Consider the following 26,695-nt stretch of genomic DNA (forward strand, 5'->3'; position numbering starts at 1 on the left):
ATGACGACGGTGCAGGCACCGCTGCCGGCCGCGGAGGGGGAGCGCGTCTCCCCTTCCGCGGCCGGCGGCCCCACCGGCAGGCGCCGGTTCCGCTGGGCGACCGCGCGCCCCTGGCTGCTGCTCACCCCGGCCCTGCTGATCCTGGCCGGCCTGATGCTGTGGCCGCTCGTGCAGGTCGTGATCTTCTCGCTGCAGAACTACGGACTGCGCGAGATCAACACGGGCCGCAGCAACTGGATCGGCTTCGACAACTACGTCGAGGCGCTCACCGACCCCACGCTGTGGACCGTGGTTATGCCGAACACCGTCGGCTTCGCGGTCGTGTCGGTGTTCACCACCGTCGTCGTCGGCACCCTCGTGGCTCTGCTGCTCGCGCGCCTCGGGACGGTGTGGCGCACGATCGTCGCGAGCTGCATCATGCTGGCCTGGGCTATGCCCGCCGTGACCGGCACCTACGTCTGGATCTGGATCTTCGACGCCGACCACGGCATCTTCAACAGCGTGCTCCAGGATCTCGGGCTCATCCACGGACAGGTCAACTGGTTCACGAACCGCTGGGCGTTCTTCGCCATCGTGCTCGTCAACGTCGTCCACCACGGCTTCCCCTTCGTGGCGGTGACGATCCTCGCCGGACTCCTCGGCGTCAACAAGGAGATGCTCGAAGCCGCCGCCCTGGACGGCGCCGGCGCCTGGCGGCGGTTCTGGAAGATCGTGTTCCCCACGCTCAAGCCGGTCTTCTCCGTGGTCATCATCCTGTCCACGATCTGGGACTTCAAGGTCTTCGCCCAGGTGTTCCTGATGCCGGGCGGAGACGGCAGCAACCGCAGCGTGCTCAACCTCGGCGTGTGGTCCTACGTCGAGTCCTTCGGGCAGAACCGATTCGGATTCGGATCCGCCCTCGCCGTCCTGCTCACCCTCGTGCTGCTCGCGATCACCGCGGTGTACGTGCGCGCCCTGATGAAGGAGGACGAACTGTGAAGTCCCGTCACCCCGTGCTCGCCCGGATCGGCCTGTCGATCGCGGTCGTCGTCGTCCTGGTGTTCACGCTGTTCCCCGTCTACTGGATGGTGTCCAGCGCGTTCGACAAGCGCGCCTCCAGCGGAGGCCAGTCGCTGCTGCCGAAGGAGTTCACCTGGGACAACTTCGCCTTCGTCCTCACCGACGGAGGGTTCTTCCTGTTCCTGCGCAACTCGCTGCTCGTCGCCCTCGTGACCGTGCTGATCAGCGGGTTCGTCTGCCTGCTCGCCGCGGTCGCGGTCGCGCGGTTCCGGTTCAAGTTCCGCACCTCGGTGCTGCTCATGATCCTCGTCGTGCAGATGGTCCCGCTCGAGGCGCTCGTGATCCCGCTCTTCCTGCAGGTCAAATCGTTCGGGCTGCTCAACAGCATCCTCGGGCTGATGGTCGTCTACACCGCGCTCTCGCTGGCGTTCGGGATCTGGATGCTGCGCGGCTTCGTGCAGGCCGTGCCCGTCGATCTCGAGGAGGCGGCGTACATCGACGGGGCGAGCTGGTGGCGGATGTTCCGCTCCGTGCTGCTGCCGCTCGTCATGCCTGGTCTCGTCGCGACGAGCGTGTTCAGCTTCATCACGGCCTGGAACGAGTTCATCTTCGCGATGACGATGCTCGGCGGGGCGAAGGACCAGTACACGGTCTCGATCGGTCTGAAGTCGTTCTTCGGCGAGCACTCCAACGACTGGGGGAGCATCATGGCCGCGTCGACGATCATCACGATCCCTGTCATGATCTTCTTCGTGCTGGTGCAGCGACGTCTTTCCGCCGGTCTCGTCGCCGGGGCGGTCAAGGGATGAGCGTCGACCTGGAGCGCCTGGCGAACGGCGTCCTCTGGCCCGGCTTCCTCGGGACGGAGCTGCCCGCGTGGCTCGAGCGCGAGCTGCGCGCGGGTCTCGCCGGCGTCGTCTACTTCGCCCAGAACATGGGACCGGACGTCGCCTCCCTCAGCGCCGCGATCCACGCCGCCAATCCCCTCGCCCTCATCGGCGTCGACGAGGAGGGCGGCAGCGTCACGAGGCTCGAGGCCGCGACGGGGTCGACGGTGCCGGGCGCCGCGCAACTCGGCGAGCTCGACGACCTCGACGCGACCAGGCGGACCGGGGCCGAGCTGGCCCGACGCGTCCGCGCGGCGGGTGCGGACGTCGTCATCGGTCCGGTGGCGGATGTCAACACGGATCCGCGCAATCCGGTCATCGGCGTGCGTGCGTTCGGCGCCGACGCGGAACTCGTCGCACGGCACACGGCGGCCGAGGTCGAGGGGATCCAGGGCGCGGGCGTCGCCGCCTGCGTCAAGCACTTCCCCGGCCACGGCGACACCCACGTCGACTCCCACCACGACCTGCCCCGCATCGCGCTGGCGCCGGAGGAGATCGAGGACGTGCACCTCGCACCGTTCCGCGCCGCGATCGCCGCCGGTGCGCTGTCGGTGATGACGGCGCACATCGTCGTCCCTGCCTGGGGCGAGGAGCCCGCGACCCTCAACGCCCGCGTCCTGGGGATGCTGCGGGACGACGGCTTCGACGGCGTGATCGTGACCGATGCGCTCGACATGGCCGCCATCCGCGAGTCCGTCGGGATCGGCGGGGGCGCGGTCCGCGCGCTCGCCGCCGGAGCCGACCTGCTCTGCATCGGCAACCCGACCAATCCGGGGGCCGCGGCCGCCGCGGACCAGGACGAGCGCGACGTCGCCGCCGCCAAGGACGCGATCGTGCGGGCGCTGCGGGAGGGCACCCTCGACGTCGCGCGCGTGCAGGAGGCCGCCGCACGGGTCGCCCGGCTCGCGGGGATCCTCGCCGCGGAGCGGGAGGTGCCGGAGCCGCAGGGCGAGGCCTTCGACGGTGCGGCGCTCGTCCGACGCGCGCTGCGGGTGCACGGCGTGCTCGGAGAGCCGGCCCGCGCCCTCGTCGTGCTCGACGCGCGTCGGCGGGCGACGCTCGCGGTCGACAGCGCCGCCGGGTATGTCGTGGACGCCCTCGCCGACGGCGGCTGGTCGCGCCGGATCGACACCGCACGCGCGTCGTCCGTCGAGACCACGCAGGCGATCGCCGAGGCCCGGGACGCGGCGGAGCGGGCGGGTGCGCGTCTGGTCGTCCTCGTCGACAGGATCGACACGGACGAGACGCAGCGCGCTCTGATCGCGGACGTGGCCGACACGGTGCCGTCCGCGGTCGTCGTGAACACGGGGCTGGGGGCCGGATCGGCTACGCTTCCGGTCATCGACGTGCTCGCGAGCAGCCGGGTCGGTGCCGAGGTCGTCCGCGAGGTCCTGCTCTCGAGCGGCGTCTGAGCGGCCGCCGCGGCACGGTGTCCGCTCGGGTGGGAGCCGGCGACGCGGATCGGGACGACTCGATGCGGCCGAGCCCCGGGAGGAGAGCCGTGGACGTGGATGTGATCGAGGTGGTGCGTGCGGCGCTGCCCGGTCTCCGGGCCGCGGAGGCGCGGGTCGCCCGGCGGGTGATCGCGGACCCCACTCTCGTCGTCGACCTCACGATCTCCGACCTCGCCCGGCTCTGCGAGACCTCCCTGGCGACCGTCGCGCGGTTCGCGCAGGCGGTCGGCTTCTCGGGATACCGCGAGCTGCGGGTGGCGTTCGCCGGATCCGTGGCCCGTGCGCAGGCGGACCGTGCGCGCTTCGGGGTCGACGACGCGTCGATCGATCTCGAGGACACGATCGGCAAGGTGGCGGCCAAGATCGCCGCGCGGGAGATCGGGGCGATCGAGCAGACCGTCGATGGGCTCGACTTCGTGCTGCTCGACCGGGTCGCCCTCGCGATCGCGACCGCGGGGAGGGTGCAGCTCTTCGGTCAGGCCGCGTCCTCGCTCACGGCGCAGGACCTGCGGCTCAAGCTCGCCCGCATCGGCATCGTCGCGGAGCATTCGGGCGATCCGCACATCGCCCTGCCCGCCGCGGCCGTGCTGCGGGACGGCGACGTGGCGCTCGCGATCTCCCACGACGGCACGACGGCGGAGACGATCCGCTGCGCCGAGGTCGCTCGCGGCGCAGGCGCCCTCACCGTCGCGGTGACAAACGCGCCGCGGTCGCCCCTCAGCCGGGCCGTCGACCTGGTGCTGGAGACCAGGGCCAAGGAGTCCCCGCTGCGGCTCGCGGCCATGCCGTCCCGCATCGCGCAGCTCGCGCTGCTCGACGTGCTGTTCGTACGGGTCGTGCAGCATCGCGGGGGAGCGGTCGCGGATCCGCTGCGCGCCACCCGCCGCGCCGTCACCGGCGGGTGACGGCCGGCCCAGGGCTCAGTCGACGTGGTCGCGCGTGCTGCCCAGCGCACGGGTCGCCAGGCGGTTGGCCCTGGCGAGGCAGCCGCTGAGGGAGAGTCCGCTGAGGACCCCGGCGAGGAATCCGGCTGCGAACGCGTCGCCCGCGCCGACCGTCTCGACCACGTCGGACGGCACGGCGGGGGCGTCGGCGCGCTCGGAGCCGTCGAAGGCGGTCGCCCCGTCGTCCCTCGTCACGACGAGGTGGCGCGGCCCGGGGAACATCTCGCGGAGCCGGTCCGGATCCCCCGTGCCGAACACGACCTCGGCGTCGTGCGTCGAGCACTGCGCGACGTCCGCCGCGCCCAGATAGCCGCCGAGCAGGGAGCGCGCCTCGCCCTCCCTGCCGCGCCAGAGCTTCGGACGCCAGTTCAGGTCGAAGCTGATCCGGCGCCCGCCGCGATCGGCGAAGAGAGCGTCCTGCGCGGCCCGGGCGCTCTCGGACAGCGCGGGCGTGATCCCGGTGGTGTGCACGAGCGCGGCCTCGGCGAGGACCCGCGCGGCTCCGGGCGTGCGCAGCGTGGCGGGGGAGAGGCGGCTCCCCGCCGATCCGGAGCGGTAGTAGTGCATGGCGCTGTGCGCGGGGGCTCCCGGCTCGTCGCCCTCCACCAGCTCCTTGATGTAGAGCCCGGTCGGCGCCTCGTCGTCGATCTCGACCGCCGAGGCGTCCACGCCGTGTCGATCGAGCTGGGCGAGCAGGAATCGGCCGAACGCGTCGTCGCCGACGCAGGAGACGACCGCGGCGCGCATCCCGGCCGAGACGAGTGCGAGCGCGGTGTTCCACTCGGCCCCGGCCAGCGAGCGCTCGAAGGTGCTGCGGGTCTCCAGAGGACCGGAGGACGTGGGGACGAGGGCGATGAGGCCTTCGCCGACGCAGGCGATCAACGGGGTTCCTGGCACGGTCCAGACGTTACCCGATGGCGGGTGCGCGCGCGGGTATACCCCAAGCCGAGAAGAAATTCAAGATCAGGACTTGCCATGTCGTGAAATCGGGCCTATAGTTGATAGTTGCGCCTCGCTCCATCCTGCCTTCATATGGTGGTCGGCAGAACTCCGCACGTCCCCGCTCCTCGACGGAGCGCCTTCGGTGTGCGGCCGGACGACGGGGTGCACTCCACCTGACGACGAGGAATCGAGACGCCCCATCGGGGCTCACGGAGGTTATTCCCTTGGCTGCTGCTCGCACCGCATCCACCCCCACCACCACCACCAAGAACGGACGCGGATTCTCCCGCCTCTCGTTCGCCAAGATCTCCGACACGCTGACGGTCCCGGACCTTCTGGCCCTGCAGACCGAGTCCTTCGACTGGCTCGTCGGCAACGAGGCCTGGAAGAACCGCGTCGCGGAGGCCGAGAAGGCCGGCCGCAAGGACGTCGCGACGGCCAGCGGACTCGAGGAGATCTTCGAGGAGATCTCCCCGATCGAGGACCTGAGCGAGACCATGCAGCTCTCGTTCACGAACCCCTACCTCGAGCCCGAGAAGTACTCCATCGAGGAGTGCAAGGAGCGCGGCAAGACGTACGCGGCCCCGCTCTACGTCGAGGCCGAGTTCATGAACCACCAGACCGGTGAGATCAAGACCCAGACGGTCTTCATGGGCGACTTCCCGCTGCAGACCGCCAAGGGCACGTTCATCATCAACGGCACCGAGCGCGTCGTCGTGTCGCAGCTCGTGCGTTCCCCCGGCGTGTACTTCGACAAGACGCCCGACAAGACGAGCGACAAGGACATCGTGTCCGCGCGCGTCATCCCGTCCCGCGGTGCCTGGCTCGAGTTCGAGATCGACAAGCGCGACCAGGTCGGCGTGCGCATCGACCGCAAGCGCAAGCAGTCCGTCACCGTGTTCCTGAAGGCGCTCGGTCTGTCCAGCGAGGACATCCTCGCCGAGTTCGCCGGCTACGAGTCGATCGCCGACACGCTGAGCAAGGACACGATCCTCACCAAGGAGGACGCGCTCCGCGACATCTACCGCAAGCTCCGTCCGGGCGAGCAGGTCGCCGCCGAGGCCGCCCGCGCGCTCCTGGACAACTTCTACTTCAACGCCAAGCGCTACGACCTGGCCAAGGTCGGTCGGTACAAGATCAACCAGAAGCTCGGCCTGGACACCCCGCTCGACGAGTCCGTCCTCACGGTCAAGGACATCGTCGAGACGATCAAGTACCTCGTGCGCCTGCACGCGGGCGTCGAGACCTTCGAGGGCATCCGCGGCGGCAAGCAGACGGAGATCCGTCTGGCCACGGACGACATCGACAACTTCGGCAACCGTCGCATCCGCGCGGTCGGCGAGCTCATCCAGAACCAGGTCCGCACCGGTCTGTCGCGCATGGAGCGCGTCGTCCGCGAGCGCATGACCACGCAGGACATCGAGGCGATCACGCCGCAGACCCTGATCAACGTCCGTCCCGTCGTGGCGGCGATCAAGGAGTTCTTCGGCACGTCGCAGCTGTCGCAGTTCATGGACCAGAACAACCCGCTCGCGGGTCTGACCCACAAGCGCCGCCTCTCGGCCCTCGGCCCCGGTGGCCTCAGCCGCGACCGCGCCGGCGTCGAGGTGCGCGACGTGCACCCCTCTCACTACGGCCGCATGTGCCCGATCGAGACCCCGGAAGGCCCGAACATCGGTCTGATCGGCTCGCTCGCCACGTTCGCGCGGATCAACTCCTTCGGCTTCATCGAGACCCCGTACCGCAAGGTCGAGGGCGGCAAGGTCACCGAGCACATCGACTACCTGACCGCGGCCGAGGAGGTCGACTTCAACATCGCCCAGGCGAACGCCCCGCTCGATGCGGACGGCCGGTTCACCGAGGCGCACGTCCTGGCCCGTCCGAAGGGCGGCTCCGGCGAGGTCGACATGTTCGCCCCCGAGGAGATCGGCTACATCGACGTCTCCCCGCGCCAGATGGTGTCGGTCGCGACCTCGCTCGTGCCGTTCCTCGAGCACGACGACGCGCAGCGCGCGCTCATGGGCGCCAACATGCAGCGTCAGGCCGTTCCGCTGCTCCGTTCCGAGTCGCCGTTCGTCGGCACCGGTATGGAGGGCTACGCGGCCATCGACGCCGGCGACGTGATCACCGCGGAGAAGCCCGGTGTGGTCTCCGAGGTCTCCGCGGACCGCGTGGTCGTCATGCTCGACGAGGGCGGCACGCAGGAGTACTACCTGCGCAAGTTCGACCGCTCCAACCACGGCACCTCCTACAACCAGAAGGTCGTCGTCTCGGCCGGTGAGCGCGTCGAGGTCGGCGAGGTCATCGCCGACGGACCCGCCACGGAGAACGGCGAGCTCGCGCTCGGCAAGAACCTCCTCGTCGCCTTCATGACCTGGGAGGGTCACAACTTCGAGGACGCGATCATCCTGAGCCAGGACCTGGTGAAGGACGACACCCTCTCCTCGATCCACATCGAGGAGTACGAGGTCGACTCGCGCGACACGAAGCTGGGCAAGGAGGAGATCACCCGCGATCTCCCCAACGTCAGCCCCGAGCTGCTCAAGGATCTGGACGAGCGCGGCATCATCCGCATCGGCGCCGAGGTCCGCCCCGGCGACATCCTCGTCGGCAAGGTCACGCCGAAGGGCGAGACCGAGCTGTCGGCCGAGGAGCGCCTGCTCCGCGCGATCTTCAACGAGAAGAGCCGCGAGGTCCGCGACACCTCCCTCAAGGTGCCGCACGGCGAGCAGGGCACGGTCATCGCGGTCAAGGAGTTCAACGCCGAGGACGGCGACGACGAGCTCGGCTCGGGCGTCAACCGCCGCGTCGTGGTCTACATCGCCCAGAAGCGCAAGATCACCGAGGGCGACAAGCTCGCCGGCCGCCACGGCAACAAGGGCGTCATCGCGAAGATCCTGCCCGTCGAGGACATGCCGTTCCTCGCGGACGGCACCCCGGTCGACGTCATCCTGAACCCGCTCGGAATCCCCGGTCGCATGAACTTCGGCCAGGTGCTGGAGACCCACCTCGGGTGGATCGCCTCGCGCGGCTGGAAGATCGAGGGCAACCCGGAGTGGGCGGCGCACCTGCCCGAGGAGGCCTTCGAGGTCGCCCCCGGCACGAAGGTCGCCACCCCCGTGTTCGACGGCGCGACGGAGGAGGAGATCTCCGGTCTCCTCGACTCCACGCTCCCGACGCGCGACGGTGTGCGCCTGATCGACTCGACCGGCAAGACCACCCTGTTCGACGGTCGTTCCGGCGAGCCGTTCCCGGGGCAGATCTCCGTGGGCTACATGTACATCCTGAAGCTCCACCACCTGGTGGACGACAAGATCCACGCACGCTCGACGGGCCCCTACTCGATGATCACCCAGCAGCCGCTCGGCGGTAAGGCCCAGTTCGGTGGCCAGCGCTTCGGTGAGATGGAGGTGTGGGCGCTCGAGGCCTACGGCGCCGCGTACGCGCTGCAGGAGCTCCTCACGATCAAGTCCGACGACATCGTCGGCCGCGTCAAGGTCTACGAGGCCATCGTCAAGGGCGAGAACATCCAGGAGCCCGGCATCCCCGAGTCGTTCAAGGTGCTCATGAAGGAGATGCAGTCGCTCTGCCTGAACGTCGAGGTCCTCTCGGCCGACGGCACCGCGGTCAACCTCCGCGACACCGACGACGAGGCCTTCCGCGCCGCCGAGGAGCTGGGGATCAACATCTCCAGCCGCTTCGAGTCCGCATCCATCGACGAGATCTGAGCCCTCGGGGGATCCGGATCCGCTCCGGGTCCCCCGAGGCCCTGACTTTTTCTTAAGAGAATTTCGACACAGGAGAACTAGTGCTCGACGCAACAACCTTCGATGAGCTTCGCATCGGCCTCGCGACCGCAGACGACATCCGCAAGTGGTCGTACGGTGAGGTCAAGAAGCCCGAGACCATCAACTACCGCACGCTGAAGCCGGAGAAGGACGGCCTCTTCGGCGAGCAGATCTTCGGACCCTCCCGCGACTGGGAGTGCGCCTGCGGCAAGTACAAGCGCGTCCGCTTCAAGGGCATCGTCTGCGAGCGCTGCGGCGTCGAGGTCACCAAGAGCTCGGTGCGCCGTGAGCGCATGGGCCACATCGAGCTCGCCGCCCCCGTCACCCACATCTGGTACTTCAAGGGCGTGCCCTCGCGCCTCGGCTACCTGCTGGACATGGCGCCGAAGGACCTCGAGAAGGTCATCTACTTCGCCGCGTACATGGTCATCTCCGTGGACGAGGACGCGCGTCACCGCGACCTGGCGACGCAGGAGAACAACATCCGCCTCGAGCTGAAGACGCTCGGCGACCGCCGCGACGCCAAGATCGCGGAGCGCCTGGCCAAGCTGGAGGAGGAGCTCGCGGCCCTCGAGGCCGAGGGTGCCAAGGCCGACCAGAAGAAGAAGGTCAAGGACGCCGCCGAGAAGGAGATGGCGTCCATCCGCAAGAACGCGGACGACCAGGTCGCCAAGCTCGAGCGCATGTGGGACGAGTTCCGCGGTCTCGAGGTCGGCCAGCTCAAGCAGGAGGACGACGTCTTCCACGAGCTGCAGGACCGCTTCGGTCAGTACTTCGAGGCCTACATGGGCGCGGAGTCGATCCAGCGTCGTCTGCAGGCCTTCGACCTGGCCGCCGAGGCCGAGTCGCTGCACCTGCAGATCTCCGAGGGCAAGGGCCAGCGCAAGATCCGCGCGATCAAGCGCCTGAAGGTCGTCAACTCGTTCCTCGAGACCGGCATGAGCCCGGCCGCCATGGTGCTCGACGTCGTCCCGGTGATCCCGCCGGAGCTGCGCCCGATGGTGCAGCTGGACGGTGGCCGCTTCGCGACCAGCGACCTGAACGACCTGTACCGTCGCGTGATCAACCGCAACAACCGTCTTCGTCGTCTGATCGACCTCGGGGCCCCCGAGATCATCGTCAACAACGAGAAGCGCATGCTGCAGGAGGCCGTCGACGCTCTGTTCGACAACGGCCGCCGCGGCCGTCCCGTCACCGGCACCGGCAACCGCGCCCTGAAGTCCCTCAGCGACATGCTGAAGGGCAAGCAGGGTCGCTTCCGTCAGAACCTGCTCGGCAAGCGCGTGGACTACTCGGGCCGTTCGGTCATCATCGTCGGCCCGCAGCTCAAGCTCCACCAGTGCGGTCTGCCCAAGCAGATGGCCCTCGAGCTGTTCAAGCCGTTCGTGATCAAGCGCCTGATCGACCTCGGTCACTCGCAGAACATCAAGGCCGCCAAGCGCGCCGTCGAGCGCACCCGTCCCGAGGTCTGGGACGTGCTCGAGGAGATCATCCGCGAGCGTCCGGTGCTGCTCAACCGCGCCCCCACGCTGCACCGCCTCGGCATCCAGGCCTTCGAGCCGCAGCTCGTCGAGGGCAAGGCCATCCAGCTGCACCCGCTCGTGTGCGCGGCGTTCAACGCCGACTTCGACGGTGACCAGATGGCCGTGCACCTGCCGCTGTCGGTCGAGGCCCAGGCCGAGGCCCGCGTGCTGATGCTCGCGTCGAACAACATCCTGAAGCCGTCGGACGGCCGCCCGGTGACCCTGCCCTCGCAGGACATGATCATCGGTCTGCACCACCTGACCACGGTCAAGGACGGCGCGGATGGCGAGGGTCGCGTGTTCGGCTCCGTGGGCGAGGCGATCCTGGCGAAGGACGAGGGCACCCTCGACCTGCAGGCCAAGATCCGCATCCGCATCCCCGGCCTGACCTTCCTCGAGGGGGAGGCTCCCGAGGGCTACGAGCGCCACGGCCTCGTGGACGCGTCGCTCGGCCAGGCGATCTTCAACGACACGCTGCCGAAGGGCTACCCGTTCGTGCGCGAGGTCGCCGACAAGGGCAAGCTGTCGCAGATCGTCAACAAGCTCGCCGAGGAGTACCCCAAGGTCGAGACCGCCGCGGCGCTGGACCGCATCAAGGACGCCGGCTTCTACTGGGCCACGCGCTCCGGTGTGACCGTCGCCCTGAGCGATGTCGTGACGCCGCCGAACAAGGCGGAGATCGTCGCCGGCTACGAGAAGCAGGCCGAGAAGGTCCAGGGTCAGTACGACAAGGGCCTCATCACCGACGCCGAGCGTCGTCGCGAACTCATCCAGATCTGGACGTCTGCGACCGACGAGGTCCAGGCGGCCATGATGGCGAACTTCCCGGCGGACAACACCATCAACCGCATGGTGTCCTCGGGCGCCCGTGGTAACTGGCTGCAGATCCGCAACATCGCGGGTATGCGCGGTCTGGTGAACAACCCCAAGGGTGAGCTCATCCCGCGTCCGATCATCTCCTCGTACCGCGAGGGGCTGTCGGTGGCGGAGTACTTCATCGCCACGCACGGTACCCGCAAGGGTCTCGCCGACACCGCTCTGCGCACCGCCGACTCGGGTTACCTGACCCGTCGTCTGGTGGACGTCTCGCAGGACGTCATCATCCGTGAGGACGACTGCGGCACGTCGAAGGGTCTCGAGCTGCCGATCGCCGCGCCGAACGCGGCCGGCGAGCTGGTCCGCGACCCGAACGTGGAGAACTCGGTGTTCGCCCGGACGCTCGCGTCGGACGTCGTCAACGAGGCCGGCGAGGTTCTCGCCTCCGCCGGTGAGGACGTCGGAGACGTGCTCATCGACAAGCTGGTCGCCGCGGGCGTGGAGTCGATCAAGGTCCGCTCCGTGCTGACCTGCGACTCGGCCGTCGGCGTCTGCGCGCAGTGCTACGGCCGCTCGCTGGCCACCGGCAAGACGGTGGACATCGGCGAGGCCGTGGGCATCATCGCGGCCCAGTCGATCGGTGAGCCCGGCACCCAGCTGACGATGCGTACCTTCCACCTCGCCTCCGCAGGCGACATCACGCAGGGTCTGCCCCGCGTGCAGGAGCTGTTCGAGGCGCGCACCCCGAAGGGTGCCTCCCCGATCGCCGAGGCCGATGGCCGGATCACGATCGAGGAGACCGAGAAGTCGAAGAAGGTCATCCTCACGCCCGACAACGGCGACGAGGAAGTGGTCTACCCCGTGCTGAAGCGTGCGACGCTCCTCGTCGAGGACGGCCAGCACGTCGTCGTCGGCGAGCCGCTGCAGGTCGGAACGCTGGACCCCAAGGAGGTCATGCGCGTCATGGGTGCCCGCGAGGTGCAGCGCTACCTCGTCAACGGCGTCCAGGGCGTGTACCGCTCCCAGGGTGTGCCGATCCACGACAAGCACATCGAGGTCATCGTGCGTCAGATGCTGCGCAAGGTCACCGTCGTCGACCACGGCGACACGACCCTGCTCCCCGGCGAGATGCTCGACGCCCGTCGGTACCAGGACGTCAACCGTGAGGCCGTCGCGGCGGGCAAGCGCCCGGCGTCCGGTCGCCCGGAGCTGATGGGTATCACCAAGGCGTCGCTCGCGACCGAGTCGTGGCTGTCGGCCGCGTCCTTCCAGGAGACGACCCGCGTGCTCACGCAGGCCGCGATGGAGGGCAAGAGCGACCCGCTGGTCGGCCTCAAGGAGAACGTCATCATCGGAAAGCTCATCCCCGCGGGGACCGGGCTGCGTCGCTACCGCGACATCACGGTGGAGGCGACCGAGGAGGCCAAGAGCGAGCGCTACCCGAACCGGATCTTCGCATCCGACGGGGCGTACGCCGACGGCGACTTCGGTTACGTCGACTTCGACGCGTTCTCGACCGACGACATCACCCCCGGCACCTACAACTGAGTGAGGGTGATCGCCTGACCGAGGCCCCCGGATCCGCACGGATCCGGGGGCCTCGTCGTCTCCGGATCCGTCCCTCCCTCCTCGCTCCCGTCGCTCCCTCCTCGCTCCCGTCTCTCCCTGCTCCCGTCGCAACGGATGTCGTTCTGGCCGCGTCTGAGCGACCGTTTCTGCGACCGGAACGAGGGGACGCGGGAGCGAGCGGACGCGGGGTCAGGAGACGCGGGGTCAGGAGACGCGGTGTCGGGAGATGTCAGGATCCGAAGACGTGCGCGATGATGCTCGAGGTGTAGCCCGTGGGTGCGAGGTTCGCGTAGCGCGAGTCGATGAGAACACCGTCCCGCCAGAACAGGGTGCGGCCGTCCGTGACGGGGTATTTCGGGTCGGGCCACTCCTTCTCGCAACGGGTGCCGCCGTCCGGCGTGTAGCAGGTGAACCCGTCGGTCTTCACGAGGCCGTTCAACAGATCGAGGGCAGGGCCGCGGTCCTTGTAGGCGATGGTCGTCACCATGGTCGACGTGTCCGCGCGGGGATCGCCCCAGATGCAGGTGAGGGAGCCGTCGGCCTGCACCCCGCTCGATCCCCATTCCGGGTCGTTCAACGGCATGCTTCCGAGCTGGGACAGGACGTCGGCGGAGAGGATCGCACGGCAGTCGCTCGGCAGCGCCACGGGAGTCGCCGTCGGCGAGGGCGTCGGTGATGCTGATCCACCCGGCGTGGGCCGGGGGGAGGACGTTCCCAGAAACGAGGCCGACGACGCGGAGGTGCCTGATCCGCCGGGCGCGGCGGACGAACAGGCGGCCAGCACGCCGACGAGGGCGAGGGTGCTCAGAACGGTCGCGACCGTGCGCGTCTTCATGTCGCCACGATAGGGGCAGATCGAGGCGTTCGCGGCGCGCAGCGCGGGGGTACCCTGGGGAGACTCTCGGCGGAAGGGGCTCGGATGACCGAACGTCACGTGACGATCCTGGGCGACGTGCGGATCGAGGAGGTCCGCGATGCCCAGGGCGTGCGCGAGCGGGTCGCCGGCGACGCGGTGGAGCTGGTGCGTGCACTGCGCGACCACGGCGTGGTCGTGACCGTCGTCACGCCGATCGGCGAGGACGCGGACGGAGAGCGGATCCGTGCCGTGTTCGCGGATGTCGGAGCGCAGCTCGTCGGGATCCCCGCGCCGGAGGGCACGCCGCGGTGGATGATCGTCCGGGACCGCGCCGGCGCCCAGAGCGTGCTGCGACGCGGCGGCACGACCTCCTTCGTTGAGACGCGCCGCTCGCTGGCGGCGCAGAGCGAGGCGGAGCATGTCGTCGACCTCCGCGAGACCGACGGCAGCGAGGAGGACGGCGCGGCCGTCGCGGAACGACGCGATGCGGTGCTGCGCGCGCTGGGTCTGCGATCGGAGGACGAGGGCACTTCGCGTCCTCCCGCGGGTGTTCCGGACGCGCCGACGGCGGCGTCCCCCGCGACGGAGGGCGGCGGAGACGCGCCGGGCGGAGCGTCCGAGGAGTCGTCCCCGCGGGAGTCCGTCGCGGGGGACGCCGCCCCGAAGGCGTCGTCGGATACCGCGCGCGGGCGGTCGCGGCTCCTGCCCGCGCCGGTCGTCGCGGGGACGGTCCGCCATGCTCCGGTGCGGCTGACCTCCCCCGGGGAGTCCGTGCGCGGAGAGGCCCCCGACCTGCATGGACTCGCCGATCGGATCGGTCGGATCGCGACCTGAGAACAGGGTCCTCCGCCGATTTCCGGTCAGGCCGCGCGGCCGGTATGCTTGATCTTCGCGCCCCCGGTCGGCTGGAAAAGCGGGACGGGCGTGCATTGGCAAGTTGCCCGAGCGGCCAAAGGGAGCTGACTGTAAATCAGCCGCGTAATGCTTCGGGGGTTCGAATCCCTCACTTGCCACCCCAATCAAAAGGCCTCTGACCAGGCATTAACCAGCCAAGGTCAGAGGCCTTTCTGGTCCCATGGGGCGAACTATGGGGCAACGTCCTACTGAACGAGCGCCGCGAACCTGTCCGCGGCAGCCCGTCCCATAGTCGGGTTCACGTGTGAATAGATGTCCATCGTGATGGCGATGCTCGCGTGCCCCAACCGCTCCTGAACGACCTTGGGTGACTCGCCGAGCTGCAGCAGCAGCGTCGCATGCGTATGGCGGAGTCCGTGCAACGGGATGTGCGGAAGGTCCCGCATGACTCGCTGTGCCGACGTCGTCCGTCGCTTCCAACGGTTCGTGACGAGTACTGGGCTCAGCATCTTGCCGTCCTCGGCACCGAAGACGAATGCACCCGGTCGTGCGAAGTCGAGGGCGAGCGACCCCCGCTCGGTCTTGTGCGTCTTAAGTACCGCAAGAAGCCCAGCGTCGACATCGACCGCGCGGGCGGCGCCCGACTTAGGAACTTTCACACGGTCACGGGTCGCAATATCAGCGGCCCTCCGAATTGAGATCCGACCATGGGCAAAGTCGATGTCACGCCACTGCAGCGCGAGCGCCTCACCTCGACGCATGCCCGTGTGTGCGAGCGTGAGCCACAGGGGATAGCTCTCGTCGTTGATGGCCTTCCGGCTCCACTCCATGAAGCCCTTGAGCTGCTCCGCAGTCCAGGTAACGATCTCGCGACGCTCAGCACGAATATCGCGGCCCGTTGGTGCCTTGACGGTCTTCTTGAGTCGGGCCGGGTTCTTCGTGATGAAACCGTCCTCCATCGCCGAGTCCACGATCGCCGCGAGCGTGATGCTCGTCTTGTTGACCGTGTTCGAACTCAAGGGCCCCCTCCCGGCCACCACGCTCCTTCAGGGTCTTGTAGACCTTACCGATTGCGGGACCCGTGATCTTGTCCAGCTGCTTGGAACCGAGGTGCGGCACCAGATGGTTGTAGAACTGGCGGCGGTATCCGAGAAGAGTGCTTGGCTCGAGCGTCAAAGCGTCGAGCCAGTCAGACCCATACGCCTCCAGCGTTGCCACCGCGCCATGGAACTTCTCGTCATTCTTCCGCTTCCGAAGCGCTTCCTGCATCGCATCGTCGGCATCGTCATCGGTCAGGGAGCCGCCCCGGCTGAACTTCTTCTCGCCGGCATCCGGCTGTTCCGGATCGATCGGAATCCACAACTGATAGCGCCACCTCAGCCCAGCCCTAGTCTGATAACTCTGCAGCGAGCCCTTCCCCCGACGCCGCGAACGTGGCCGCGTAGCCATCGCGCTCATCCAGACCGGCAGCCAGGCTAACGACGCCCTCCGCACGATGGTGCAGGCGCTTACCGGACTCGTCGGGATGTATAGCGACCTGCCTGCGCCCGTGCAGGCGGTGACGTCCGTCGTTGGCGGGGCGACTGCCGCCGTGCTCCTCTCGGGCGGGGCGGCGTTCAAGGCGATCCGGCCTGGTTGGAGTTCTCCGAGACGGTGAAGGCCTCAAACCTGTCCATGAAGGGGATCGGTCTGTCAGCGGGAGTGGCGGGGTTGGCGCTCGGGGGCCTGTTCTTCGTTGTCGGAGAGCTCGCAGCGCGTCAGCAGCGCGCTCGAGAGTTGGCGCAGGAGTACGCAGATATCATCTCGGAAGGCGCGGACAAGATTGGTGAGTCGGCGCGCAAGCTCGCGATCGAACAGTTGAAGAAGGGCGGCGACGCTCTCTCCTTCAACTGGCAGTCCGCCTACGACGCGTCGGAGAAGCTTGGCGTCTCCCTCGACACTGTCACCAGCGCGGCTCTCGGGAACAAGTCCGCGATGGCCGACCTCGGCCGTTACTACAAGGCCTTCAATGGCGATCAGGGTGAGCTGAACAAGATCATGTCCGAGACCGGCATGAACGCGTTCGAGGTGCGGTTTGCGCTCGAAGCGATGGTCGGTGGGATCAACAATCAGAACGACGCGAGCCAGCGCGGAACCGAGCTGAAGAAGCAGGAGACTGAAGCAACCGAGGGCTCGGTGGATGCTTCGAAGACGGCCGCGGAGTCGTGCCTGGACGAGTCGAAGAAGGTCGACGAGCTGAACTCGCAGCTTTCGGAACTGATCAACAAGATCAACGAGACGAACGGCACGAACCAGGACGCTGTCTCCTCAAACGCCCGCTATCAGGAAGCTCTCGCCGGCATCAGCGACGCCGTGCAGAAGCAGCGTGACGAGTTTGAGAAAGCCCACGACACCCTCGACGGGTTCGCTCTCTCCCTGGACGAGAGCACGGTGTCTGGGTCCGCGAACGCCGCGATGCTCTCTGACGTCGCGGGGGCCGCGCAGACGGCCGCGGAGAAGCAATACGAGGTCGATCGGGCCACGATGTCCGGCAAGGACGCTGCTGACAAGTACGCGGCCACGTTGGCGGACCAGAAACAGAAGTTCATCGACTCCGCCGTCGCGGCAGGCTTCTCCCCGAGACGAGGTCCAAAAGCTCGCCGACAGAGTCTTCGCACTTCCCGCAGCGAAGAGCATGGACGTCCTCGCCACCACTGGCCCCGCGATCGGCACGATCGACAACTTCATCGCCCGCTACGGCACTTTGAACGGCACCATCGAGTACCGGGCTGTGCTGCCGGATCTGAACGGAGCCGCCTCGGGCAACGGCCGCATGGGCACCTACGCGAGCGGTGGGCCCGTCCACGGCCCCGGCTCCGCAACGTCGGACAGCGTGCCCGTCTGGCTGTCCAACGGCGAACACGTCCTCACTGCTGCCGAGGTTCAGGCAGCGGGCGGGCACAGTGTCATCGAACGATGGCGAGCCGAGCCAGGACGAAGACAGCGTAGTGCTGGTCACGGACACGCTCGTGGTGCAAGGCGCGAATGACACTCCCGTGTACTACAGCCACAAGGTGCACCCGTTGCCGCAGTTGAAGATCGTGATGGCCTCAACCGGCACAGCCGAGGTTGCGGAAGCGCTCCTCGAGTACATCTCAACCCAGGCCGGCTTGCGCGACATCGATGACGTCGACAAGATCGCGACCGAGAAGCTACGCGAGTTTCAGGAAAACGTCGCCGAAGAACACGGCGACGCCGAAACAACGACGATCTACCTCTACGGCTTTCCGTTCGGAACACGCAACGCGGTCGCGTAAAGCTACACGTCCATGAACGGGCAGAGGTTCGAGTCAAAGCGGTTCGAGGGTACTCGCTTCATGGTCAAGCCCGCACCTCAGACGTTCACCCTCGAGGCTGCGTACGACCCTGAGGAGTGCGTCGAACTGGCCCACCGCATCCGAGAAGAACAGCAGGCATTCGCTGCAAGCGGTGTCCCCTCCGTTCCCATCGGTGGCGAGATCTGGGCTTGGCTGGTCAGGCGGAACGACATCCGCCTGACCCGCCTGCACCGGTTCGCGGACTACGACGAATCATTGACCAGTTACGTCTAATTGCTGCTGGGCAAAGCGCCCCCGTCAGGGTTTTCCGGGACGGGGGCGCCTTCTCGTTGGCTCAGCGAATCTGACAGACCATATCGTTCGCATTGGCGATGAACGCCTTGCCGTACGCGCTGATCCCGGCGCCTTCGTGCCCAGGGACGTTCGACGTCATCATGATGGCGTAGTCGTAACGAGTGCCCCGAGGGTAGGCCGTCCACGTCTCACCAGGTTTGAGAACCGGAGACGAACAGCTGACGTCGACCGTGACAGATTCTGATGCAGAGATCCCGAGGCCTGCAGCGATCTCACCCCGCGTGATACCCGTCGACACCTCGATCGTCGTCGTCGCGGTGTGCCCTTTAGCGATCGTGCAAGTTCCACCCGCCGAGCTGCAGCTACCGATCGCCTGCGTGTAGTCGATCCACTGAGGCGTACTTGAAACGTCGGTCACTCTGTAGGTCGTGCCGTAAGGCGGCCGGGCAGGGACGGAGTCGTTCTGGGCCGACGATGTGTCCGGCGCGGGAGAGGGCGGCGCGCCCTCCGTTGCGTGGGCAGGTGCGGACATCACAACACTTCCGGCGATGATGGCGACTCCCCCGAGAACGCTCACCATCCGATTCTTGAACTTCATACAATTACCCTCCGGTTAGCGAGGGATCACTGAACGACCCCCCCGTCCCGGTTGATCTTGACACCGGTCCCCGCTCCCCGCAAGGGTGGAGTTTCCACGGAATCGAGGTCCGATGTCACGATCGCGCACGACGATGGCCGCCGTCGCCGTCGGAGGAATCCTCGCGCTAACAGTCGGGTGCGCACCGCAGCAACCTGCACCTTCCTCGCTCGTGGGCAAGACGCTTGAAGACTCTCAAGACGGCCTTCCGGGATCGCTCGTCATCGTCGATCTCACGCCGAACGTGGTGCATCAGCCGCCGGCATACAACGGGGGCGAAGATCCGTCCCGGTGGTCCGTGATCGCGGCCTGCAGATCGAGCGACGACCAGGGGTACATTCTTGGCGTCGTCCCCCGAGGCGACGCGACGTCGCAAGTCAACATTGACGCGAAGAAAGGCGTCTACACGTCGCTCTTGATCGGTTGCAAGAAGTAGGCCTCAGACGTGGACTGTCCCACGTCCCTCTCGGGCAACCTCCCCTGAAACGGGGAGCGGGATCGCAATGACCCTTGCGACCGCGGCGGACACATCTGCAAGGGCAGTAATCGACCAGTGGCTCGAGCACGCTGGTGCGGGTTCTGCACCGGGCGGCGCGGTCGCCTACGCACCCCTGAACGGTGAGCCGATCGGACTGACCCGCAAGCAGTACCGAGAACTCGTCAACGAGTGAACGAAGCCCCGCCCTCCATCGTGAGGGCGGGGCTATTCGTCGTTTCCGACGTCAGAACCCGCGGCGCGCAACCGAACTCGAGATCCGACCACGCTCGGGCGTGAGGAACGGATCGGTGTCAACTGATCGTTAGTGCCGGGAGGCGCTGGCGGGGAGGATGTCATCATGCCCGGTCCTTATCCCAGAGAGTTCCGTGAGGACGTCGTCGCGGTCGCTCGGCGTCGTGAGAGCGGCGTCACCATCAAACAGATCGCCACCGATTTCGGTATCAGTGAAGCGACGCTGCAGAACTGGCTCCGCCAGGCCGATGTCGAAGACGGGAACCGGCCCGGCCAGACCGCGGCCGATGCTGCTGAGGCTCGCGAGTTGAAGAAGCGGATCCGGCTGCTCGAGCAGGAGAACGAGGTCCTCCGCCGCGCGGCGGCGTATCTGTCGCAGGCGAACCTGCGGCTCGGTGGCTCCCCAAAATGACGTACCCGCTCGTTGCTGAGCTCGCCGACGCGGGAATCCCCGTGACGGTGTCGTGCCGGGTTCTCAAGCTCGCCCGCCAGCCCTACTACCGGTGGCGAGGAGCCCCGGTCCGGGATGCGGATGTGCTCCGCGCGTATCGGATCAACGCGCTCCACGACGCGCACCACGACGACCCGACGTTCGGATACCGATACCTCGCCGACGAAGCACGGCGCGCCGGATGGCGGATGAGCAGGCGGACAGCATGGAAGCTGTGCTCGCAGGCCGGGATCCTCTCGTCCGCGCAGCGCCGGCGGCGCGGGAAGGGCAGGAAGGCCGGCCCGCCGGTGTTCGACGATCACGTGCAACGGGTGTTCCGCGCGGACGCACCGAATCGGGTCTGGCTGACGGACATCACGGAGCACCGCACGACCACCGAAGGCAGGCTCTACTGCTGCGCGATCAAGGACGTGTTCTCGAACCGGATCGTCGGGTATTCGATCTCGGATCGCATGACGGCGAAGCTCGCCGTCGACGCGCTCCGTAACGCCGTCGCCCGCCGCGGTGACGTCGCTGGATGCATCCTGCACGCCGATAGGGGCAGCCAATTTCGCAGCCGGGCCATGGCACGCGAGCTACGCCGCCACGACATGGTCGGATCGATGGGTCGAGTCGGCGCAGCTGGCGACAACGCCGCCATGGAGAGCTTCTGGTCCCTGCTCCAAACGAACGTCCTCAACCAGCAGCGATGGGCCACCCGGCAAGAGCTGCGCCTCGCGATCGTCGTCTGGATCGAGCGGAAGTACCACCGTCAGCGAGCGCAGGACACTCTCGGAGGGTTGACGCCCATCGACTTCGAAGCCAAGCTAGCCGAGCCGCCCACACTCGCGGCCTAAACCGAACCTGTCACCAGTCCGTTCCTCACGCCCAAGTCTGTGGATGAATCTCGATGTCGCTCGTGCCGGTTATGCGGCAGTTCTGCCCTGATTTTCTGCATGTAGAAGCGATTACCGGTATCTGGCCGCGTGTCGGCTTTCGGGGGTTCGAATCCCTCACTTGCCACCCACCTGAAAGGGCCCGGATTCACTGAGCTAGCTCGGTGTCCGGGCCCTTTCGTCCGGCAAGCCGGGCGGGCGATCCGCTGGCGAGCCTCCTGACCGATGCGCTCTCACCACGAGGCGGATCGTCCCGCTGCACTCCAAGAACGCTGTCCGGCGTGCCGGAGAGGCCCCGCGCAGCGCCTGCTAGGTCATCGAACCGCTCCAGGATGCGCTTGATCTGGGAGCAGGCCCCGCCGCAGGAGGGGCATTGGCAGTCGCCGTATTCGACGAGTTCCGGGGCCGTGTGCTCCGGTGCGGGGCTCGCGGTGCTCTGCGCCAGCCGATCCAGTGCGTCGAGGACACCGTCCGCGACAGGGTTGATCGCGGTGGGGGACAGGTAGCTCCAGAAGATCGCCCCGTGCGCGTCGATGAGGAAGAGGGCCGCGAGCGGCGGCGCGGCGTGAGCTCGCCCGACGGTCAGTCGTCGAGTGCGTCCGTGCCGGCGAGGGTGCGCAGCCACGACGTCAGCAGACGGGTCTCGTCCACCCCGAGCACCTCGGGATGCTGGGCGGCGTATTCGAGAGTGTTCCGGATCTCTCCACGGGGGCCGCGGCGCGTGGCGGAGCCGGAGGCCGTCCCCGTGATCGCGGCGAGGGCTCCTTCTCGCACGGCCACGGAGAGGGCGCGATCCTCCTGCCCGAGCACGATCTGGCGCAGCGTCACGCCGATGTTCGTCACGAGCACGTGCGCGGCCGCCTGCTCCGCGGAGACGACGAGGCGACCCTGGGCGAAGGCCTCTTCGGTGAGGCTCCTCAGGGCGCGGCTCGGGCCGGACTGCGGCGCCGGGGAGTGGCCGGGCTGCACCTTCCCGTACATCAGGGAGTAGAGGCCAGGATTCTCGAGTCCGAAGGCGACGTGCGCGTCCCAGCCGTCGCGCAGGTCCTGGATCGGATCCCCGCTGGACTCCTGAGCCCGCTTGCGATCCATGTAGAGGTCGAACCCGTAGGCGACGACGGCGTCCAGGAGCCCCTGTTTGCTGCCGAAGAAGTGATAGAGCGTGGGCATCGTGACGCCGACCTTCTGGCACACGGCGCGCATCGAGACGTCCTCGCCCGGCGCGGCCGCGACCTCCGCCGCGGCCGCTTCGAGCAGGCGCAGCCTGGTGTCCGACGGCGCTGCGGTAGGCATGCGGTCAGCTTACCGCGGTGTATAAGCGATATGCCATGATGTAGCAAGATGACACGACGAGAAGGGGGCGACATGGGGTTCGTGGGTCTGCTGCGGGATCGATCGACCGGGACCAGGGTCAGCAACACGGAGTTGTTCTTCGATCTGATCTACGTCGTCGCCATCACCCAGCTCGCGGTGCTGCTGCGTGGCGATCCGACGTGGTGGGGTGCCCTGCAGACGCTGGTGATCCTCGGCATGGTCTGGAACGCGTGGGTCTACACCACCTGGGTGACGAACTGGCTCGATCCGGAACGCACTCCGACGCGGTTGATGCTGCTCGGGGTCATGGCGGTGAGTCTGGTGATGACGGCGGGCATCACGCAGGCGTACGGCGAGCGCGGTCTCTGGGTCGGACTCGCCTACGCCGTGATGCAGATCGGCCGTTCGCTCTACGCCGTGTGGGCGATGCGTGCGAACCCGTCCCTGCGGCGCAACTATCTGCGCATCCTCAGCTGGTGCGTGCTCAGCGGGACGCTCGCGGTCCTCGGCGGGCTGGCCGAGGGGGAGGCCAGGCTGGCGTTCTTCGCTGCGGCGGTGCTGGTGGACGTGATCGGCGGGATCGTGCAGTTCTGGACGCCCTGGCTGGGCCGCACCCGGACGCAGGACTGGACCGTCGACGGCCCGCATTTCGCCGAGCGGTGTCAGGCGTTCGTGCTCATCGCGCTCGGTGAGTCGGTGATCGGGATCAGCACGCCGTTGACCGTGGCGGAGCACATCGGGGCGGCCGGAGTGGTCGGGCTGGTCGGCGCGTTCGTGGCCGTGGTCGCCCTGTTCCTGTTGTACTTCGATCGCTGGGCGGAGAGCGGGGTGGAGGCGATCGCGCGCAGCGACGATCCCGGCAAGCTGGCCGCGCGGGCCTTCCACCTCGTGCACCCCGTGATGATCGTGGGGATCATCCTGCTCGCCGCCGGGAACGAGGAGACCCTCGCGCCCCTGCTCGGCCACGTCGAGGCCCACGAGCCCGGCCCGGTGACGCTCGCGCTGTTCACCGCAGGGGGAGCGGCGGTCTTCCTGCTCGGGCACCTGGTCTACGTGCGCATGATCTCGCACCGGACCCCGCTGTGGCACGGAGCGGCGATCGTCGCCCTGGCCGCGGTGATCGGCGCCGCCGGCGCCTTCGGGATCGACGGCCTGACCGTCGGCCTGCTCACCGCGGCGATCCTCCTGCTGCTCCTCGCCGGCGAGATGCGGCGTGCGCGGCTCAGTGCGACGGAGGGATGACGAAGCTCTCGATCCCCGCGTCGCCCAACGTGAAGATGCCGGTGGACTGCCCCGTGAAGACGCGGCTGCGCCAATCGAAGCGGACCGTGGTCACCGCGCCCTCCGTCGAGACGTCGAGCAGGGTCATCCTCGCGCCCGCGCCGATCGCATCCGAGCCGGCCCAGTCGCGGACCCGGTCGCGTCCGCGATAGAACGTGCCCCAGTCGTCCACGAGACCGTCGGGTGCGAAGAGCGCGACGAACGCGTCGGTGTCCGCGTCGTTGATCGCCTTCACGAAAGCCTCCACCGGCGTCGGCGCGCTCGGTCCGTTGTTCTCCGTCATGATGTTCCTCTCTCGTCGGGCTCGTGCGGCCGTGCCTGCTCAGCGGGTGGTGTAGCCGCCGTTCGGGAACAGGATCTGCCCCGTGAGCCACGCACCGTCGGTGGCGAGGAACAGCGCGATGGGCGCGATGTCCTCGATGCGCGTCAGGCGATCGCCCATCGCCTGCGACGCGTGGAAGGCGACGCGCTCCGGCGTCTCCTGGCCGTAGAAGAAGGGCGTGTCCATCGGGCCGGGTGCGATCGCGTTGACGGAGATCATCCGGTCCGCGAACTCCTTCGCCGCGGCGCGGGTGAAGTCCTCCACCGGCGCCTTCCCGCCGGCGTAGGTCGAGTACCCGTCCGTGAACGCGTTCAGGAGCGAGGTCGCGATCGTGATGATCCGGCCGCCGTCCGCCAGGTGCCGTCCCGCCGCCTGGATGAAGAAGTACGCCGCCTTGCTGTTGATGTCGAACATCGCGTCGTACTCCGCCTCCGTGGTGTCCACGATCGGCTTGCGTAGGACCTTGCCGACCGTGTTGATCGCGACGTCGATCCTGCCGAGCGCGGACTCCGCGTCGGCGAACAGCCGGGCGACGTTCTCCGGTGCGGTCAGGTCCCCCGTGAGCAGCACCCCTGTGCGTCCCGCGTCCTCCACCGCGGCGAGGGTCTCCTCCGCCTGGGGGCGCGTCTCCGGCGAGTTGTAGTGGATCGCCACGTCGGCGCCCGATTGCGCGGCGCGCCGGCTGATCAGGCCGCCCAGGTTCTTCGCTCCGCCCGCTACGAGGACGTTCTTCCCGCTGAGGTCATACGTATTGGCCATCCGAGTCTCCCTGTGCGCTTCCGGTATGTATCACTGAAACACGAAAGTATCACAGTGATACCGCGAGTGACAGGGAGGGCACCGCGCTCTCTCCGGCGACGTCCTCCGGTGACAGGGAATCTCCTCGCCGCGGCGAGAAGGATCAGCCGGGGACCGCGGCGACGTACTCGTCCAGAACCAGCTCACCGACCCGGTTCAGGGCGTCCAGCATCGCGGTGATCCGCTTCTGATCGATCGGCGGCGTCTGAGCGACGTCGAAGCCGAACTGCAGCGGGATCGCCGGATGGAGCCAGATGCTCGTGCGCGCGTCCTCCCCGCCATCGGCGCGGATCCACGTCATGAGGAAGCTCTCGCGTCGGCGCAGCTTCGAGCAGATGACGATCTTGAGGTGCGCGACGGTGGCGTCGTCCATGACGATCGGAGGTTCGGAACCGTCGTACTTGAGCCTTCCCATGGCTGGATGATACGCCGCGGAGGCCGGGGAATCCGGATCGGCGCCGGCTCCGAACCAGAAGCATGAGCGCGAGAAGAGAACGTCTGGGGCGGGTGCTGCTCGCCGGTCTCGCGGGGGCGGTCGGCGGAGCGGTGTTCGTCGCGGTGGCCGAAGCCGCGGCATTCCTCGTGGCACGGGACGCGAGCCCGATCCTCGCGGCGGGGTCGTTCGTGATCGACATCGTTCCGCAGGGGGTGAAAGAACTCGCGATCGATCTCTTCGGCGCGAACGACAAGCTGGTCCTGCTGCTCTCCCTCGGTGCGGCGGTGCTGATCGCCGCGATCCTCGCCGGGATCCTCGAATCCTGGCGCCGCTGGGTCGGCGTCGCGGTGTTCGCCCTCGCCGGGATCGCGGGCGTCCTCGCGACGACCACGCGTGCGGGCGCGACGCCGCTGGCCTTCCTCCCGCCGCTGATCGGCGCGTTCGTCGGATGCGTCTTCCTCAGCCTGACCATCCGGGCGCTGAAGCGCTGGCGCGACGCCGCGCTCCCCGCCGACCGGCCGGTGCCCGCGGATCGACGCCGCTTCCTCGCCCTCACCGTGATCGGAGCCGTGGCGGCCGTCGTCGTCGGCACGGGGGCGCGTCTTGGATCCGCCGCCACGTCGTCGGTGTCCGCGATCCGCAAGGCCCTCCGGCTGCCGGAGCCGTCCCACCGCGTCGTCGTGCCGGAAGGAGCGGAACTGGATATCCCGGGCATCACCCCGCTGTTCACCCCGAACACCGACTTCTACCGCGTCGACACGGCGCTGTCCGTCCCTTCGATCGATCCGGGAACCTGGCGGCTCGTCGTCGACGGCATGGTCGGCCGGCGCGTGGAGCTGAGCTTCGACGAGCTCCTGCGGATGGGGCTGGACGAATACGTCGTCACCCTGACGTGCGTCTCCAACCAGGTCGGCGGGAACCTCGTCGGCAACGCCCGCTGGCTGGGCGTGCCCGTCCATAAGGTGCTCGCCCTCGCGAACCCCTCGGGCGACGCCGACATGGTGCTCTCGCGCAGCATCGACGGCTTCACGGCCAGCACCCCGCTCGACGCGCTCACCGATCCCGGGAGGGACGCGATCCTCGCGGTCGCGATGAACGGGCAACCCCTGCCCCTCGAGCACGGGTTCCCCGTGCGGATGGTCGTCCCCGGACTCTACGGGTACGTCTCGGCGACCAAGTGGCTCACCGAGCTCAAGGTCACCACCTTCGAGAAGGACCAGGCCTACTGGACGCCGCGCGGATACAGCGCCCAGGCGCCCATCAAGCTGTCGAGCAGGATCGACACCCCGCGCATCGACAAGCAGATCCCGGCGGGGGCCGCCAAGATCGCGGGCGTCGCGTGGGCGCAGACGACGGGGATCCGCCGGGTCGAGGTGCAGATCGACGGGGGACCCTGGCAGGAGGCGACGCTGTCCCGTCCGATCAACAAGGACACGTGGGTGCAGTGGTCCCTCGACTGGAACGCGACGAGCGGGAGCCACACGCTCGTCGTGCGGGCGACCGACCTCGCCGGACGGGTGCAAGAGCAGCAGCGCACTCCGATCGCGCCCGACGGCTCCACCGGATGGCAGTCGACGCTCGTACGCGTCGGATGAGTCTCAGGCCTC

The 26,695-nt window shown here is 68.0% G+C and carries 23 protein-coding genes, 1 tRNA gene and 1 pseudogene; 15 read left to right on the forward strand and 10 right to left on the reverse strand.

Going from position 1 to position 26,695, the window contains the following annotated elements; genetic code table 11:
- The 4 genes from Q0P88_RS01635 (at position 1) to Q0P88_RS01650 (ending at position 4,245) form a co-directional block, all read left to right on the forward strand.
- Complete coding sequence (locus Q0P88_RS01635; RefSeq protein ID WP_295010539.1) at positions 1-978, forward strand: carbohydrate ABC transporter permease; 978 nt, start codon at positions 1-3, stop codon at positions 976-978.
- Positions 975-1,808 (forward strand): carbohydrate ABC transporter permease, encoded by an 834-nt coding sequence (locus Q0P88_RS01640; RefSeq protein ID WP_295010540.1) that lies wholly within the window; start codon positions 975-977, stop codon positions 1,806-1,808. The genes Q0P88_RS01635 and Q0P88_RS01640 overlap by 4 nt, the downstream gene beginning before the upstream one ends.
- Complete coding sequence (locus tag Q0P88_RS01645) at positions 1,805-3,298, forward strand: glycoside hydrolase family 3 protein (RefSeq protein WP_295010541.1); 1,494 nt, start codon at positions 1,805-1,807, stop codon at positions 3,296-3,298. The genes Q0P88_RS01640 and Q0P88_RS01645 overlap by 4 nt, the downstream gene beginning before the upstream one ends.
- Positions 3,299-3,387: 89 nt before the next feature.
- Positions 3,388-4,245 (forward strand): MurR/RpiR family transcriptional regulator, encoded by an 858-nt coding sequence (locus Q0P88_RS01650; RefSeq protein WP_295010542.1) that lies wholly within the window; start codon positions 3,388-3,390, stop codon positions 4,243-4,245.
- A gap of 15 nt (positions 4,246-4,260) precedes the next feature.
- Here Q0P88_RS01650 and Q0P88_RS01655 read toward each other — a convergent pair whose 3' ends face one another.
- Entirely contained in the window at positions 4,261-5,181 is a 921-nt protein-coding gene (locus tag Q0P88_RS01655; protein ID WP_295010543.1) for a sugar kinase, read from the reverse strand.
- A 269-nt stretch (positions 5,182-5,450) separates the two neighbouring features.
- Between Q0P88_RS01655 and Q0P88_RS01660 the strand changes: the two genes are divergently transcribed.
- Positions 5,451-8,954, forward strand: a complete 3,504-nt coding sequence (locus Q0P88_RS01660; RefSeq protein ID WP_295010544.1) for a DNA-directed RNA polymerase subunit beta — start codon at positions 5,451-5,453, stop codon at positions 8,952-8,954.
- Between the two features lie 80 nt (positions 8,955-9,034).
- On the forward strand, positions 9,035-12,901 hold the full coding sequence (rpoC, locus tag Q0P88_RS01665) for a DNA-directed RNA polymerase subunit beta' (RefSeq protein WP_295010545.1): 3,867 nt from the start codon (positions 9,035-9,037) through the stop codon (positions 12,899-12,901).
- Between the two features lie 250 nt (positions 12,902-13,151).
- On the opposite strand, the gene Q0P88_RS01670 is transcribed toward rpoC, so the two are convergent.
- Positions 13,152-13,757, reverse strand: a complete 606-nt coding sequence (locus Q0P88_RS01670; protein ID WP_295010546.1) for a hypothetical protein — start codon at positions 13,755-13,757, stop codon at positions 13,152-13,154.
- An 84-nt stretch (positions 13,758-13,841) separates the two neighbouring features.
- Between Q0P88_RS01670 and Q0P88_RS01675 the strand changes: the two genes are divergently transcribed.
- Both Q0P88_RS01675 and Q0P88_RS01680 read left to right on the forward strand, forming a co-directional pair.
- On the forward strand, positions 13,842-14,612 hold the full coding sequence (locus Q0P88_RS01675) for a hypothetical protein (RefSeq protein ID WP_295010547.1): 771 nt from the start codon (positions 13,842-13,844) through the stop codon (positions 14,610-14,612).
- Between the two features lie 97 nt (positions 14,613-14,709).
- Positions 14,710-14,791: transfer RNA gene (locus Q0P88_RS01680), tRNA-Tyr, on the forward strand.
- A gap of 87 nt (positions 14,792-14,878) precedes the next feature.
- Here Q0P88_RS01680 and Q0P88_RS01685 read toward each other — a convergent pair.
- Both Q0P88_RS01685 and Q0P88_RS01690 read right to left on the reverse strand, forming a co-directional pair.
- A complete protein-coding gene (locus Q0P88_RS01685) occupies positions 14,879-15,592 on the reverse strand; it encodes a site-specific integrase (RefSeq protein WP_295010581.1) in 714 nt (237 codons plus the stop codon).
- Positions 15,510-16,091: a hypothetical protein gene (locus tag Q0P88_RS01690; protein ID WP_295010548.1), complete on the reverse strand. Its 582-nt coding sequence runs from the start codon at positions 16,089-16,091 to the stop codon at positions 15,510-15,512. Before Q0P88_RS01690 ends, Q0P88_RS01685 begins: the two co-directional genes overlap by 83 nt.
- Before the next feature lie 177 nt (positions 16,092-16,268).
- Between Q0P88_RS01690 and Q0P88_RS01695 the strand changes: the two genes are divergently transcribed.
- From Q0P88_RS01695 to Q0P88_RS01705, 3 genes are read left to right on the forward strand one after another with little or no spacing between them, the layout of a single operon-like run.
- A complete protein-coding gene (locus tag Q0P88_RS01695; protein WP_295010549.1) occupies positions 16,269-17,621 on the forward strand; it encodes a hypothetical protein in 1,353 nt (450 codons plus the stop codon).
- Positions 17,621-17,929, forward strand: coding sequence for a hypothetical protein (locus Q0P88_RS01700; RefSeq protein WP_295010550.1), 309 nt, complete (start codon positions 17,621-17,623; stop codon positions 17,927-17,929). Before Q0P88_RS01695 ends, Q0P88_RS01700 begins: the two co-directional genes overlap by 1 nt.
- Before the next feature lie 60 nt (positions 17,930-17,989).
- Positions 17,990-18,223, forward strand: coding sequence for a hypothetical protein (locus Q0P88_RS01705; protein ID WP_295010551.1), 234 nt, complete (start codon positions 17,990-17,992; stop codon positions 18,221-18,223).
- 61 nt (positions 18,224-18,284) lie between these two features.
- Here the strand turns inward: Q0P88_RS01705 and Q0P88_RS01710 are convergent, their stop codons facing one another.
- Complete coding sequence (locus Q0P88_RS01710) at positions 18,285-18,842, reverse strand: hypothetical protein (RefSeq protein ID WP_295010552.1); 558 nt, start codon at positions 18,840-18,842, stop codon at positions 18,285-18,287.
- A 133-nt stretch (positions 18,843-18,975) separates the two neighbouring features.
- Here Q0P88_RS01710 and Q0P88_RS01715 point away from each other — a divergent pair, with 133 nt between their 5' ends.
- Together Q0P88_RS01715 and Q0P88_RS01720 are read left to right on the forward strand one after the other, a co-directional pair.
- The gene (locus Q0P88_RS01715; RefSeq protein WP_295010553.1) at positions 18,976-19,317 is read left to right on the forward strand and encodes a hypothetical protein; all 342 of its coding nucleotides are present in this window, start codon (positions 18,976-18,978) and stop codon (positions 19,315-19,317) included.
- A gap of 400 nt (positions 19,318-19,717) precedes the next feature.
- Positions 19,718-20,898 (forward strand): annotated as a pseudogene (locus tag Q0P88_RS01720) (IS3 family transposase).
- A gap of 187 nt (positions 20,899-21,085) precedes the next feature.
- Here Q0P88_RS01720 and Q0P88_RS01725 read toward each other — a convergent pair.
- Positions 21,086-21,562: a hypothetical protein gene (locus Q0P88_RS01725; protein ID WP_295010582.1), complete on the reverse strand. Its 477-nt coding sequence runs from the start codon at positions 21,560-21,562 to the stop codon at positions 21,086-21,088.
- Positions 21,520-22,230: a TetR/AcrR family transcriptional regulator gene (locus tag Q0P88_RS01730; RefSeq protein ID WP_295010554.1), complete on the reverse strand. Its 711-nt coding sequence runs from the start codon at positions 22,228-22,230 to the stop codon at positions 21,520-21,522. The genes Q0P88_RS01725 and Q0P88_RS01730 overlap by 43 nt, the downstream gene beginning before the upstream one ends.
- A gap of 48 nt (positions 22,231-22,278) precedes the next feature.
- On the opposite strand from Q0P88_RS01730, the gene Q0P88_RS01735 reads away from it, so the two are divergent.
- On the forward strand, positions 22,279-23,493 hold the full coding sequence (locus Q0P88_RS01735; protein WP_295010555.1) for a low temperature requirement protein A: 1,215 nt from the start codon (positions 22,279-22,281) through the stop codon (positions 23,491-23,493).
- Here the strand turns inward: Q0P88_RS01735 and Q0P88_RS01740 are convergent.
- From Q0P88_RS01740 to Q0P88_RS01750, 3 genes are all read right to left on the reverse strand, one after another.
- On the reverse strand, positions 23,474-23,815 hold the full coding sequence (locus Q0P88_RS01740; RefSeq protein WP_295010556.1) for a nuclear transport factor 2 family protein: 342 nt from the start codon (positions 23,813-23,815) through the stop codon (positions 23,474-23,476). The genes Q0P88_RS01735 and Q0P88_RS01740 overlap by 20 nt on opposite strands.
- 39 nt (positions 23,816-23,854) lie before the next feature.
- Complete coding sequence (locus Q0P88_RS01745; protein WP_295010557.1) at positions 23,855-24,613, reverse strand: SDR family oxidoreductase; 759 nt, start codon at positions 24,611-24,613, stop codon at positions 23,855-23,857.
- 142 nt (positions 24,614-24,755) lie between these two features.
- Positions 24,756-25,067 carry a hypothetical protein gene (locus Q0P88_RS01750; protein WP_295010558.1) on the reverse strand — a complete coding sequence of 104 codons (312 nt, stop codon included), beginning with the start codon at positions 25,065-25,067 and terminating at the stop codon, positions 24,756-24,758.
- Positions 25,068-25,129: 62 nt separating this feature from the next.
- Here Q0P88_RS01750 and Q0P88_RS01755 point away from each other — a divergent pair, with 62 nt between their 5' ends.
- Positions 25,130-26,683, forward strand: coding sequence for a molybdopterin-dependent oxidoreductase (locus Q0P88_RS01755; RefSeq protein ID WP_295010559.1), 1,554 nt, complete (start codon positions 25,130-25,132; stop codon positions 26,681-26,683).
- Positions 26,684-26,695: the final 12 nt, after the last annotated feature.

It is taken from the genome of uncultured Microbacterium sp. (assembly GCF_945952435.1).
In the GTDB taxonomy this organism is placed as follows: domain Bacteria; phylum Actinomycetota; class Actinomycetes; order Actinomycetales; family Microbacteriaceae; genus Microbacterium.